The organism is Mycobacterium sp. DL (assembly GCF_039729195.1).
Lineage (GTDB): Bacteria > Actinomycetota > Actinomycetes > Mycobacteriales > Mycobacteriaceae > Mycobacterium > Mycobacterium hippocampi_A.
In genome coordinates, this window is sequence record NZ_CP155796.1 from 3,715,016 (window position 1) to 3,728,303 (window position 13,288).

9 protein-coding genes are annotated in these 13,288 nt (G+C 70.1%); 6 read left to right on the top strand and 3 right to left on the bottom strand.

Annotated features, from left to right (window positions below; translation table 11 throughout):
• Positions 1-75 precede the first annotated feature (75 nt).
• Together ABDC78_RS17650 and ABDC78_RS17655 are read left to right on the top strand one after the other, a co-directional pair.
• Positions 76-1,764, top strand: a complete 1,689-nt coding sequence (locus ABDC78_RS17650) for an AMP-binding protein (RefSeq protein WP_178359862.1) — start codon at positions 76-78, stop codon at positions 1,762-1,764.
• Between the two features lie 81 nt (positions 1,765-1,845).
• Positions 1,846-2,040 carry a hypothetical protein gene (locus tag ABDC78_RS17655; RefSeq protein WP_178359861.1) on the top strand — a complete coding sequence of 65 codons (195 nt, stop codon included), beginning with the start codon at positions 1,846-1,848 and terminating at the stop codon, positions 2,038-2,040.
• Between the two features lie 9 nt (positions 2,041-2,049).
• Here the strand turns inward: ABDC78_RS17655 and ABDC78_RS17660 are convergent, their stop codons facing one another.
• Both ABDC78_RS17660 and ABDC78_RS17665 read right to left on the bottom strand, forming a co-directional pair.
• Positions 2,050-7,170 (bottom strand): type I polyketide synthase, encoded by a 5,121-nt coding sequence (locus tag ABDC78_RS17660; RefSeq protein WP_178359860.1) that lies wholly within the window; start codon positions 7,168-7,170, stop codon positions 2,050-2,052.
• A gap of 73 nt (positions 7,171-7,243) precedes the next feature.
• On the bottom strand, positions 7,244-7,627 hold the full coding sequence (locus ABDC78_RS17665; protein ID WP_178359859.1) for a nuclear transport factor 2 family protein: 384 nt from the start codon (positions 7,625-7,627) through the stop codon (positions 7,244-7,246).
• Between the two features lie 47 nt (positions 7,628-7,674).
• On the opposite strand from ABDC78_RS17665, the gene ABDC78_RS17670 reads away from it, so the two are divergent.
• Positions 7,675-8,535, top strand: coding sequence for an LLM class F420-dependent oxidoreductase (locus ABDC78_RS17670; RefSeq protein ID WP_178359858.1), 861 nt, complete (start codon positions 7,675-7,677; stop codon positions 8,533-8,535).
• A gap of 3 nt (positions 8,536-8,538) precedes the next feature.
• Here the strand turns inward: ABDC78_RS17670 and hemW are convergent, their stop codons facing one another.
• A complete protein-coding gene (gene hemW, locus ABDC78_RS17675; protein WP_178359857.1) occupies positions 8,539-9,711 on the bottom strand; it encodes a radical SAM family heme chaperone HemW in 1,173 nt (390 codons plus the stop codon).
• 366 nt (positions 9,712-10,077) lie between these two features.
• Here hemW and ABDC78_RS17680 point away from each other — a divergent pair, with 366 nt between their 5' ends.
• The 3 genes from ABDC78_RS17680 to ABDC78_RS17690 are packed head-to-tail and all read left to right on the top strand — an operon-like array spanning position 10,078 to position 13,198.
• Positions 10,078-11,769: a nitrite/sulfite reductase gene (locus tag ABDC78_RS17680; RefSeq protein ID WP_178360295.1), complete on the top strand. Its 1,692-nt coding sequence runs from the start codon at positions 10,078-10,080 to the stop codon at positions 11,767-11,769.
• Complete coding sequence (locus ABDC78_RS17685) at positions 11,766-12,497, top strand: phosphoadenylyl-sulfate reductase (protein WP_178359856.1); 732 nt, start codon at positions 11,766-11,768, stop codon at positions 12,495-12,497. Before ABDC78_RS17680 ends, ABDC78_RS17685 begins: the two co-directional genes overlap by 4 nt.
• On the top strand, positions 12,494-13,198 hold the full coding sequence (locus tag ABDC78_RS17690) for a sirohydrochlorin chelatase (RefSeq protein WP_347133123.1): 705 nt from the start codon (positions 12,494-12,496) through the stop codon (positions 13,196-13,198). Before ABDC78_RS17685 ends, ABDC78_RS17690 begins: the two co-directional genes overlap by 4 nt.
• Positions 13,199-13,288: the final 90 nt, after the last annotated feature.

The window sequence follows — 13,288 nt, forward strand, 5'->3', positions numbered from 1 at the left end:
CTGCCCTAACTTCGTGGAGGCTACCCTATATTCGGGTCACCGAAAACTCCTACCCAGAGCGGGCGACGACTACTGATGAGCACCGAATTCCTGCCTGATCAGGGCGACCACCAGCACCTCGGGCCAGACCACACCGATCTGGCGCACGGCTTTGTCCCCTTTCCCGAGGAGCGCGCCCAGGAATACCGCCGCGCAGGCTATTGGACCGGCCGCCCGCTCGACTCCGTCCTGACCGAAGCCGCGGCGTCCTGGCCCGATCGGCCGGCCGTGATCGACACCGCGCAGACGTACTCCTTCGCCGAACTCGACGCGGTGGCCGACCGGTTCGCCGCGGGGCTGGCCGATCTCGGGATCACCGACGGCGACCGGGTGCTGCTGCAGTTGCCGAACTCGTGCCGGTTCGCCGTCGCGCTGTTCGGGCTGCTGCGCGCCGGAGCCGTACCGGTGATGTGCCTGCCGGGGCATCGCAGCGCCGAACTCGGCCATTTCGCTCAGATCAGCGGTGCCGTCGCGCTGATCGTCGCCGACCGCGCGGGCGGCTTCGACTACCTCGACATGGCCGCCGGCGTGGCCGCCGGGAACCCGGCGCTGCGCCACGTCATCGTCGACGGCGACAGCGGCCCCTTCCAGTCCTTCGAGGCACTCATCGAGTTCGACGGCCCGCCCGCCCCTGCGCGCCGCGTCGACCCGGCGCTGCCCGCGCTGCTGCTGGTCTCCGGCGGCACCACCGGACTGCCCAAACTGATCGCCCGTACGCACGACGACTACGTCTACAACGCGCGGGCCTGCGCGCAGGCCTGCGACATGACCGGCGACGACGCCTATCTGGTGGCGCTGCCGGCCGGGCACAACTTCCCGCTGGCCTGTCCCGGACTGCTCGGCTCGATGACCGTCGGCGCTCCCACCGTGTTCACCGCAGACCCCAGCCCCGAGGCCGCCTTCGCACTGATCGACCGCCACCAGATCACCGTCACCGGCCTGGTCAACGCGCTGGCGAAGGTGTGGGCGCAGGCCTGCGACTGGGAGCCGGTGCTGCCGACGTCACTGAGATTCGTCCAGGTCGGCGGCTCGCGGATGAGCCCCGAGGAGGCGGCGTTCATCCTGGACAACCTGACGCCGGGCATGTCGCAGATCTTCGGGATGGCCGAAGGCATGCTGAACTTCACCAGGCCCGGGGACCCGGTCGACGCTAAGGTGCACACGCAGGGCCGGCCGATGTCACCACACGACGAGATGCGGGTGGTCGACGAGAACGGTGACGAGGTCGCTCCGGGTGACGAGGGCGAACTGCTGGTGCGCGGGCCGTACACACTCAACGGCTACTACCGGGCAGACGACGCCAACGCCCGCTCGTTCTCACCCGACGGCTTCTACCGCACCGGCGACCGGGTGCGCATCTTCGCCGACGGGCCGAGGGCCGGCTATGTGGAGGTCGTCGGCCGGATCAAAGACGTCATCCACCGCGGCGGCGAAACGGTGTCCGCGACCGACCTCGAGGACCACCTGCACACCCACCCCACGATCTACGCGGCCGCTGCGGTCGCGCTGCCCGACGAGTATCTGGGTGAAAAGATCTGCGCCGCAGTGGTTTTCCGGGGTAAGCCGATCACGCTGACGGAGCTGAACAGCTACCTGGACGAGCGCGGCGCGTCCGCCCATGCGCGCCCGGATGTCCTGAAGCCGATGCCTTCGCTGCCGACGACCGCCGTGGGCAAGGTCGACAAGAAACAGCTGGTCGCCATGCTGAGCGTCGCAGGGACGTAATCCCGCGCCCGAGTGGCCAAAGGGCCCTACTCCGGCTTCCCCCGGCAGCGCACGGTGGGAAGTGACCGGAGAGGACAGCCCATGACCGAGACGATCACGACGTACTGCAAGGTGTGCGGCCACGCGAAAGAGCATCACGATCTGGATGTGCATCTGGATCCCGGCACCGACCACGCGGGAGAGCGCGCCGAAGCGGGTCGCGGCCACGGCGCGTGCCACGACATGTCCTACGGCGAACATCCCTGTGTCTGCCTGGAGTACCAGAGCTGGACCTGACCCCCGAGGTCAGAAGACCTCGGCTTCTTCGCGGTCCCCCAGCAGTTCGACGATCCGGGCGGTCACCGCCGCCGCTGTCGGATGTTCCCACAGCAGGGTCGGCGGCAGCGCCAGGCCGGTGCGTTTCTCGAGCGAGCGGCGCAGCGCGACGGTCATGATCGAGTCGACACCGGTCTCGACGAGTGGCATCCGCGCGTCCACGTCGCCTGCGAGCAGGCCGAGTTCATGGGCCACCGCCTCGGCGACCTGCTGCGCCACCCACTCGTCCACGTCGGCGTCACCCGGACCCGCGGGCGCCTCACCGGAGCCGGCCTCCGACTCCCCTGTCGGTGCGACATCGGCCAGGATCGGCACCGCTGCAGCGTCCGGAAGCACCGGCAGCACAACAACGTTGGACTCCTGACCGCGCATCGCCGAGTCCAGGGCACGCATCGCGTCGTCGGCTCCTATGGTGCCCATCCCGAGCGCTTCCAGTTGGGCCGCAACAAATCCCGACGCCGAGCCCATGCCGAGGCCTCCCCAGGCGGTCCACGCCACGCTGACGGTACGGTCCCCGAGGCTGCCGCGGTGCCGCGCGGCCGCATCCAGGAACGCGTTGGCGCACGCGTACGCACCCTGCCCGGGAAAGCCCGCCAGATAGCCGCACGACGAGAACAGCACCATCCAGTCCAGCTCTCCGGGCGGGAACACCCGGTGCAGGGCCAGAGTGCCGCCGACCTTGGGCCGCATCGCGGTCCTGATGTCCTCGGGCGTCGTATTGATCAGCAGCGCACCGGCTTCCACACCCGCGGCGTGGACGACACCTCGCACCGGCGGTAGGTCCCGCAGCACCGCCTGCAGCCGCTCCGCGGCGTCGGCGGCGCCGATGTCGATCGGCGCGACGTGTACGGACACCCCGCGTTCCTCCAGCGCGGAGATCGCGCCACCCGCCTCGCGGTGGCTCTCGTCGGCCCACCGGTGCCGCGGCGGCATACCCGTGCGCGACAGCAACACCAGGCGGCGGGCACCGAGATCGGCCAACCGCGCGGCGATCCGCAGGCCGAGCACCCCGGTGCCGCCGGTGACCAGGTACGTCCCGCCCGGTGTACACGTCATCGGCGGGCCACCGGCCGGCCCGCCGTGAGCGAGCCGAGCGGTCAGCGCGATGCCGTCGCGAACCACCACCACGCCATGGCCGTGCAGCGAGGCGAGCACACCGACCGGCACCGCGTCGTCGGACAGGTCCAGAACCCCGCCCCACAGCTGCGGATGCTCGGCAGCGGCGACCCTGGCCATCCCCCACAGCGGGGCGTGCACCAGGTTCGCGCCCTCGTGCACGTGTCGGGTCAGCACCCACAACCGGGCCGCAGAGTTATTGTCGTGCAGTCGCTTCAGCGTGCGCAACACCAGTTCTGCGGCCGCCTCGGGAGTGTCGTCGGTGGACGGCAGGACCAGGACCACCGACCCGGGCGCCTGGCTGCAGGGCAGCTCGTCGGGGTCGGGATACCTGCGGCTCGGGACGCCCTCGCCTGTGAGATCACGCTGCACCCGGCCGAGTTCGTCGCGGGTGCCACCCACCAGCAGCACGTCGGTCGGCCGGTCCTGCTCCGGCCACGGCGTCGGGTGCCACGCCACATGGTGCAGCAGCCGCGAGGTGTCGGTACCTGCCGGGCTCTCGAGTTCCTCGAAGGTCATCGCCGACAGCAACGCCAGCACGGTGCCGGACTCGTCGGCGATCGACACGTCGGTCGTGGTCCCCTCTCGGTGCCTGACAAGCAGGACCGCCACCGCCGGAGGGGTGCCCTGGACGTGCACGCGGTTGATGCGCGCGGGCATCCGCAGCCGCGGGGCGCCGCCGAACACCGTCGACGCCGCCGATGTCGCCGCGTCCAGCAGGCCCGCCCAGGTCGACGGCGCCGATCCGTCCGGTTCGGCCGACACCCGAGCCCACAGTTCGCCGTCACCGCGCCGCAACTCGAGAACCTGCCAACCGAATCCCATCGCCGCCACCCCGACGCCGGCGAGCGTGTCGATGACATGGCCGGGTGGCAGCTCCTCCGGGCACCGCAGCAGGACGCCCGCTGCGACAGTGTCGGCCGTCGGTTCGCCGTCCGCGACCACAGCGCTGCTGTGCGTGAGCCAGGTGTTGTCGGATTCCTCGTCGACCAGTCGGGACGACAACCGCAGTGACCGGTCCTGCAGCACCACCTGGATGTCGCGGGCCCGTGCCGGCGCCACAGGGGTACGCAGCCGCACATCGGTAAGATCGCCGCCGCCGGCGGTCAGGAATGTGTTGAGAAGTACTGCCGCAGGGACGATCTCGGTGTTCTGCACCGGATGGTCCCCGGGATAGGGCCGGTTCTCCATGTCCAGCCGGGTCTGCCAGACCCGCGCGGGCACCGCCCCGGTCACCTCCAGCACACCACCGAGCAGCGTGTTCGACATGCCGTCGTGCAGGGCGCGGGTGCCCGGCGGCGGGGTCGGTGTCCGCCAGAACCGGCGATGCTGCCACGACGTACCGGGCAGGTCGCAGGCCCACGCGGTACCGGCCGTGACGCCGTGCTCGACCGGCGCCCCATGGCAGTACAACCCCGCGATCGCCGCGCCGACGGCCCGTTGCTCGGGCTGGTCGCGGCGCAACACCGGCACCACCGCGTGGTCGGTCATCCCGTGATGCAGCAACGTCTCGACGATCGAGTGGGACACCACCGGGTGGGCCGAGATCTCCAGGAACAACCGGTGGCCGTCCTCGGCAGCGGCCCGCACCGTCTCGGCGAATCGCACCCGCCCGCGCAGGTTGGCGACCCAGTAGTCGGGGTCACGCGGCGCCGCGGATCTCGGGTCGGCGAGCGCTGTGGTGTAGAGCGGCACCTGGGCGCTGCCGGGTTCGGGCAATCCGCCGACGAGCCGGGCGAGTTCAGCCGTGAGGGCATCCATCGCGGGACTGTGGAAGGCCACGTCGGTGTTGACCGGGCGCACCGTCACACCCTCGTCGGTCCACGCCTGGACCACCGCCCGGACCGCGGCCACCGTTCCCGACACCACGGTGGACTCCGACGAGGCGCTGATGGCCGCCACCACGTCGGTTCGGCCGTGCAGCCGGCGGTCCGCCTCGTCGAACGGCAGTCGCACCAACGCCATCGCACCGTCGCCCATGACGGAACGGAAGCCACGGGCCCGGAAGCAGGCGACCGATGCGCCGTGCACGAGATCGAACACCCCCGACACCACGCAGGCGGCGACTTCGCCGACCGAGTGGCCGATCACCGCGGCGGGTCTGACTCCGTGCTCGCGCAGCACCGCGGCGAGGCCGACCTGCATGGCGAAGGTCAGGGCCTGCACCTGGTCGGTGCCGCCGAGTTGTTCGGTGGTCAAGGCCTCGCGTGCGGAGAATCCGAGCTCCCTGGCGAACACCGCGTCGACCTCGTCGATGGTGGCCGCGAACGCGGGTTCGGTGGCGAGCAGCTCACGACCCATGCCCGCCCAGTGCGACCCGTGACCTGAAAACACCCACACCGCACCGTTTTCCGCCCCGGGCACGCCCGTTCCGGTGACCACCCGCGGGTCCCGCACACCCAGCGCCAGCGCGTCGAGCGCGTCGACGACGGTTGTCGCAGAGTTGGACTCGACGAGACCGGAGGTCACCACCGCACCCCTGACCGGTTGGTGGGAACGGCGCGTCCACATTGTCGATGCGACCTCGGCCACCGGAGTTTCGGCCGCACGCAGGTACCCGGCCAGCGCCGACGCCTGCGACGCCAGACGCGCTTCGGAGCGGCCGGACAACGGGATGAGGGTGGGCCGTGGTGCGGCGGAAGCCGGAGGGGGCTCCGGCGCTTCCTCGATGAGCAGGTGGGCAATGGTGCCGCCGTAGCCGTAGCTGCAGACCGCGGCGCGTCGAGGGTCGGCGCCGCGCGGCCAGCACTCCGCCTCGGTGGGGACCCTCAGGCCGCTGGTCGCCCAGTCGACGGCGCTGCTCAGGGTGCGCACGCCGGCAGTGGGCGGCAGCATCTCGTGATGCAGCGCCAGTGTCGCCTTGATCAGCCCGACGACACCCGCACCGCCTTCGAGGTGGCCGGTGTTCGGTTTCACCGACCCCACGGCACACGGGGCGTCGGCGCGCCCGGCGCCGTAGACGGCGGAGAGCGCACCGAGTTCCACCGGATCTCCGGTCGGGGTGCCGGTGCCGTGCGCTTCGATGTAGCCGACGCTGGCCGGCGGCACCGCGGACACCCGGCAGGCCAACCGGAAGAGATCCTCCTGTGCCTCGCCGTTGGGCGACATGATGCCGACGGTGCGACCGTCCTGGGCGACCGCGCCGCCGCGCACCACCGCCAGCACCCGGTCGCCGTCGCGCAATGCGTCGGCGAGGCGCTTGAGCACCACGACCCCGGCACCCTCGCCGCGGCCGTAGCCGTCCGCAGCGTCGTCGAACGTCTTGCAGCGGCCGTCGGGCGCGGTCGCCCCCGCGACGTCGAGCACCCGGGTCAGGCCGGGGCCGATGAGCGCGCTGACGCCACCGGCGAGCACCAGCGACGATTCGCCGTCACGCAGCAGCTGGCACCCCTGATGCACCGCGACCAGCGACGCGGCGCAGGCAGCGTCGAGCGCGACGCTCGGGCCACGCAGGTCGAGAAGGTGCGACACCCGGTTGGCCACCCCGCACAGCGAGGTGCCGATCCCGGTCCACGCCTCGATCCCGGCAAGATCCTCCATGAGGAGCTTTCCGTAGTCGTCGGAGTTGACGCCCATCAGCACCGCGGTGTCACTTCCGGCCAGCGACCGCGGTGTTATCCCCGCGTGCTCCAACGCCTCCCACGACACCTCGAGCGCAAGCCGCTGCTGGGGGTCCATCAGGGCGGCCTCGCGTGGGGACACCCCGAAGAACTCGGCGTCGAACCCGGGCAGGTCGTCGAGGAAGGTGCCCCACCGTGTCGTCGCCCGCAGGACCGCGGCGTTGCGCGGGTCCCGGTGCAGGTACGGCTGCCACCGTTCGGCGGGAACCTCGCGCACAGCGCTGCCGCCGGCTAGCAGGAACGACCAGAACTCGTCCGGGGTGGTGATGTCACCCGCGAGGCGGCAGCCGATGCCGACGATGGCGATCGGCTCGGGAACGGTGTGGTTAGCCTTCCCTAAGCCCATCCTCGGCATGCGGAACATCCTGGCACAACGCGTGCACGGGCAGGGAGGTACCCGCCCGGTCACCCGGGAGGAGCGTTCTACGTCACAGTCGCGGCGGCGGCTGGGCGCCGGCGTCTCCGGGGTCGACCTCGACCGCGTAGGACGTGATGGTGCTGATCTTCTCCCCGTCGAATTCGTAGACGGCACAGCTCGCGACGGCGGTGACGCCGTCCGGGCGGACGTAGCGGACGACCGTGTCCACGGCGACGACGTCGTCACCGGCCGCGGTGACACACCGGTCGAACTCGATCGACGTGCCCTCGAGGCTCTCCAGCGTGTCGCGGCACGTCTGCCGAACCGCGTCGCTGCCCTCGAGAACCATGTAACCGACGATCGTCCACTTCACGTCGGTGGCGAGGTGCTCGAGTGCGTCGTCGAAGCGGTGTTCGGAGAACGCACGGCCGACCGCGCCGGGATCGAATGCCATGCAGAGACCGTAGCGCCCGCGACCCCGGGCACTGTATGAGTGGAGGCATGAAGCTATCCGGTGTTGGCCTGTGGAGTTCGCAGTTGCGTTACGGAAACCCGACGGAGGCCGCCGAGGCCGCCGCCGAACTCGACGAACTCGGGTTCCCCGCGCTGTGGATTCCCGATGTCGGTGGCCCTGTTCTCGATTCGGTCGACAACCTGCTGTCGGCCACGAAGCGGACCGTGATCGCCACCGGAATCCTCAACCTCTGGATGCACGACCCGGTAGAGGTCGCCGACCGCTACGCCACGTTGACCGAGACCCACGGCGACCGGTTCCTGCTCGGCATCGGGGTGAGCCACGCGCCGCTGATCGACTCGAAGGAGCCCGGCCTCTACCGCAAACCGCTTGCCGCCACGAAGGCCTTCCTCGACGGCCTGGACAGCGCGGCACAGCCGGTGCCGGTCGCGAACCGGGTGCTGGCCGCGCTCGGACCGAAGATGCTGCAGCTCTCGGCGACCCGCGCCGGCGGAGCGCATCCCTATCTGGTCACCCCCGAGCACACCCACACCGCCCGCGAGGTGCTCGGTGAGGGCCCGATGCTGCTGCCCGAACAGACCGTGATGCTGACCGACGACCGCGAGCAGGCGCGCGCCGTCGGCGCCGATTGGCTGCGGTCCTACCTCGCGCTGCCGAACTATGCCAACAACCTGCTGCGGTCCGGATTCACCGAGGACGACGTCGCGTCGGTCAGCGACCGGTTGTTCGACGCGATCATCGCCTGGGGTGACGAGGACGCCATCCTCGCCCGGGTCGCCGAACACCGGGCGGCGGGTGCCGACCACGTCTGCGTCCAGGTGATCACCGCAGATCCCACGGAGTTCCCGCGGGAACAGTGGCGTCGCCTGGCGGCCGCGCTGAACTAGCGCTCAGCCCAGCAGGGTGCGCACCACCGCGTCGGCGAGCAGCCTGCCGCGGTCGGTCAGCACCAGTCGCTCACCCCGGGCGTAGAGCAGTCCGTCGTCGATCGCGGCCGCGGCGCGATCACGCTCCGGCGCGGACAGCACCGCCATCGGCAACCCGGAGCGCAGCCGCACCCGCAGCATCACGTCCTCGACGTGGGCGGTCTCGGCGTCGAGTTCTTCGAGATCGGCGACCGGCAGCGTGCCACCTGCGAGCGATTCGGCATAAGCGTTGGGGTGCTTGACATTCCACCAGCGTGTCGAACCGACGTAGCCGTGCGCGCCGGGGCCGGCGCCCCACCATTCGCCGCCGTCCCAGTATCCGAGGTTGTGCCGGCACTGCCCGCCGGGGCGAGCCCAGTTCGACACCTCGTACCAGGAGAAGCCGGCGTCGGCGAGCCGGCGGTCCAGCAGTTCGTAGCGGCCCGCCAGCACGTCGTCGTCGGGGGCGGGCATCTCGCCGCGGCGGACCCGACGGGCCAGCGCGGTGCCGTCCTCGACGATCAACGCGTACGCCGAGACGTGGTCGACCCCGGCTTCGATCGCCGCATCCGCCGACCGCATCAGGTCGTCGTCGGTCTCCCCCGGGGTTCCGTAGATCAGATCGATGCTGACGTGCTCGAAACCCTCGGCCGCGGCTTCGCGGGCGGCATCGAGTGCCCGGCCGGGCGAGTGCACCCGGTCCAGCGCCGCGAGGACGTGCGGCGCGGTCGACTGCATGCCCAGCGACACCCGGGTGAAGCCGGACGCCCGCAGGCGGGCGAAGAACTCCGGCGAGGTCGATTCGGGGTTGGCCTCGGTGGTGACCTCGGCACCGACCGCGACGGTGAAGTGGTCGCGGACGGCGTCGAGCACCGAGTCGAGCCCCGCCGCGCCCAGCAGCGACGGCGTACCGCCGCCGACAAAAACGGTCTGCACCTGCGGTGCGACACCGAGATGGGCGGCGGCGAGCCGGAGTTCGGTGCGCAACGCGGCCAGCCAGCCATCGGGGTTCGCGCCCCCCAGTTCGGCCGGGGTGTAGGTGTTGAAGTCGCAGTATCCGCACCGCGTCGCGCAGAACGGCACGTGGATGTAGATCCCGAAGGGCCGGTCCGAACCCGCCGTCAGCCCGGGCAGCGCCACCTTCGCCTGGACCGTCACCGCACCAGTCTCCCAGAGCGGGCCGGCGATGAGCGCCTGCGCGAAGAGCAGACGGTTGCGATGAGCGCCTGCGCGAAGAGCAGACAGTTCGGCTCACCGTGAGCCCATATTTCGCCCGGTTAGGGGCGGTGGCGGCATCCGTGGCACAATTGGACGCGTGATTGCTGCCCACAGCTTCCCTCGCCGGGTCTCGCTGGTGGTGCGCCGTCATGTCGACTACAAGCGCGTTTGTACCAGCTGTTGTCTGCCTTGACCTCGTAGCATCTGCCCACCTGAACTTCAGCTGGCCGCCGGATCTGCGCCGCCGGACAGCCACCGGTGACATCGCGCGATCTGCACGCCGGCTCCGACGAGGAGCACGACTCGATGACCACCACACCGGAAACGCCAGCCAAGCCCACAAAGCCCGCCAAGCGCCCCCGCGGCGAAGGCCAGTGGGCTCTCGGCTACCGCGAACCGCTCAACCCCAACGAACAGTCCAAGAAGGACGACAACCCGCTCAACGTGCGCGCCCGCATCGAGAACATCTACTCGAAGAACGGCTTCGAGAGCATCGACAAGGGCGACCTGCGCGGGCGGTTCCGCTGGTGGGGGCTCTACACACAGCGCAAGCCCGGCTACGACGGCACATGGACCGGCGACGAGAACACCGACATGCTCGAAGACGAGTTCTTCATGCTGCGGGTCCGCAGCGACGGCGGTGCCCTCACGACGGCAGCGCTGCGCACCCTCGGCGGCATCTCCACCGAGTTCGGCCGCGACACCGCCGACATTTCCGACCGCCAGAACGTCCAGTACCACTGGATCCGCGTGGAGGACATGCCCGAGATCTGGCGCCGCCTCGACGAGGTCGGCCTGCAGACCACCGAGGCGTGCGGTGACTGCCCCCGCATCGTGCTGGGTTCCCCGGTGGCCGGTGAGTCCCTCGACGAGGTGATCGACGGCACGCCCGCGATCAACGAGATCGTCAAGCGCTACATCGGCAAGCCCGAGTACTCGAACCTGCCGCGCAAGTTCAAGACCGCGATCTCGGGCCTCCAGGACGTCGTGCACGAGGTCAACGACGTCGCGTTCATCGGTGTCGTGCACCCCGAGCACGGCCCCGGCTTCGATCTGTGGGTCGGCGGCGGCCTGTCCACCAACCCGATGCTGGGTCAGCGGGTCGGCGCGTGGGTGCCGCTCGACGAGGTGCCCGACGTGTGGGAAGGCGTGGTCAGCGTGTTCCGCGACTACGGCTACCGCCGCCTGCGCGCCAAGGCCCGGCTGAAGTTCCTGATCAAGGACTGGGGTGTCGAGAAATTCCGGGAAGTTCTCGAGACCGAGTACCTGAAGCGCCCGCTCATCGACGGGCCCGCGCCCGACCCGGTGACCAGGCCGATCGACCATGTCGGCGTGCAGAAGCTGCGCAACGGGCTCAACGCGGTCGGCGTGGCGCCGATCGCCGGGCGGGTGTCCGGCACGATCCTGTCCAAGGTCGCCGACCTCGCCGAAGCGGCAGGCTCCAACCGGGTGCGCTTCACGCCGTATCAGAAGCTGATCGTGCTCGACGTTCCCGACGAGAACCTGGCCGAGCTGCGAGCAGGGCTCGACGCTCTGGGGCTGCCGTCGACCCCGTCGCACTGGCGGCGCAACCTGATGGCCTGCACCGGCATCGAGTTCTGCAAGCTGAGCTTCGCCGAGACCCGCAAGCGTTCCCAGACGCTGGTGCCGGAGCTGGAGAAGCGGCTCGACGACATCAACGCCCAACTCGACGTGCCGGTGACCATCCACATCAACGGCTGCCCGAACTCGTGTGCCCGCATCCAGATCGCCGACATCGGATTCAAGGGCCAGATGATCGACGACGGAGAGGGCCCCGAGGAGGGTTTCCAGGTCCACCTGGGCGGCAGCCTCGGCCTGGACAGCGGTTTCGGCCGCAAGCTGCGCCAGCACAAAGTCCTCTCCAGCGAACTCGGCGACTACATCGACAGAGTTGTTCGCAATTTCGTGAAACAACGGGAGCCGGGTGAGCGTTTCGCTACGTGGGCATTACGAGCAGACGAGGCGGATTTGAGATGACGGATGTGATGGCGGACACGGATCTGCAGAAGCTGGCCGAGCGCGGCGCGGCAGAGCTCGGCGAGCACGCCAGCGCCGAGGACCTGCTGCGCTGGACCGACGAGAACTTCGGCGGCGCCGGCGGGCCGGCCAATGGATCGGGCTACATCGTGGCGTCCAACATGCAGGACGGCGTGCTGGTCGACCTGGCGGCCAAGGTCCGTCCCGGCGTGGACGTGTTGTTCCTCGACACCGGATACCACTTCGTGGAGACCATCGGCACCCGCGACGCCGTCGAGGCGGTATACGACGTCAAGGTCGTCAACGTGCGGCCCGAGTTGAGCGTGGCCGAACAGGACGCCGCTCATGGCAAGGACCTGTTCGCCCGGGACGCGGCCGCGTGCTGCGGGATGCGCAAGGTCGAACCGCTCGGCAAATCGCTGAAGAACTACTCGGCGTGGGTCACCGGCATCCGCCGGGTCGAAGCACCGACCCGTGCCAACGCACCATTGATCAGCTGGGACAAGGCTTTTGGCCTGGTCAAGATCAACCCGCTGGCGGCATGGAGCGACGACGACATGCAGGACTACATCGACAGCAACGGCATCCTCGTCAATCCGCTTGTGTACGAAGGCTATCCGTCGATCGGCTGCGCCCCGTGCACCGCCAAGCCCATCGAGGGAGCCGACCCGCGCAGCGGTCGCTGGGCAGGCCAGACCAAGACGGAATGCGGACTGCACGCCTCGTGACGCTTGTCCTCACCGCGCACGGCAGCGCCGACCCGCGGTCGGCGGCGACGGCGCGCTCGGTGGCCGACACGATCCGCCGGCTGCGGCCGGATCTCGATGTGCGAGTGGCGTTCTGCGAGCAGAACACGCCGAATCTGCGTGACGTGCTGACGACGCTGCCGCACCGCCGCGCGGTGGTTGTCCCGTTTCTTCTCGCCGACGCCTATCACGCGAGGGTGGACATCCCCGCGATGATCGCCGACTCCGGGGCCGATGCCCGCCGCGCCGACGCGCTCGGCGAGGACGACCGATTGATCCACGTGTTGCGTCAGCGACTCGAGCAGGCCGGGATCTCGCGGCTGGATCCCGGTGTCGGGATCCTCGTCACCGCCGTCGGGTCGTCACAGCAGCAGGCCAACCAGCGCACCGCGACGGTGGCGCGCGAGTTGACGCTGATGACCCGCTGGACGGCCACCACGGCGTTCGCGACCGGGCCGCACCCGACACCGGCGGAGGCCGCCGATGTGCTGCGCGAGCGCGGCGCCACCCGACTGGTCGTCGCGCCCTGGTTCCTGGCCCACGGCCGCATCACCGACCGCGTCGCGACGTTCGCCCGCGCCCAGCACATCCCGATGTCGGCACCGCTGGGTGCGCACCGCCAGGTGGCCGAGACGGTCCTGGACCGCTTCGACGCGGCGCTGGACCACCGCGCCGCGGCCTAGACGATCACAGCACTCTCCCAGCCTCGGTACACTTTCAGTCGGCGGAGGTCCCGCCGCATCTCATTGAGCAAGGATTCGATGCCTCCCCTC

Excerpts from the sequence above, each read along its gene's own strand:
- ABDC78_RS17660 (WP_178359860.1), bottom strand. The coding sequence starts at position 7,170 with ATGCCGAGGATGGGCTTAGGGAAGGCTAACCACACCGTTCCCGAGCCG.
- ABDC78_RS17665 (WP_178359859.1), bottom strand. The coding sequence starts at position 7,627 with ATGGCATTCGATCCCGGCGCGGTCGGCCGTGCGTTCTCCGAACACCGC.
- ABDC78_RS17670 (WP_178359858.1), top strand. The coding sequence starts at position 7,675 with ATGAAGCTATCCGGTGTTGGCCTGTGGAGTTCGCAGTTGCGTTACGGA.
- ABDC78_RS17685 (WP_178359856.1), top strand. The coding sequence starts at position 11,766 with ATGACGGATGTGATGGCGGACACGGATCTGCAGAAGCTGGCCGAGCGC.
- ABDC78_RS17650 (WP_178359862.1), top strand. The coding sequence starts at position 76 with ATGAGCACCGAATTCCTGCCTGATCAGGGCGACCACCAGCACCTCGGG.
- ABDC78_RS17655 (WP_178359861.1), top strand. The coding sequence starts at position 1,846 with ATGACCGAGACGATCACGACGTACTGCAAGGTGTGCGGCCACGCGAAA.
- ABDC78_RS17680 (WP_178360295.1), top strand. The coding sequence starts at position 10,078 with ATGACCACCACACCGGAAACGCCAGCCAAGCCCACAAAGCCCGCCAAG.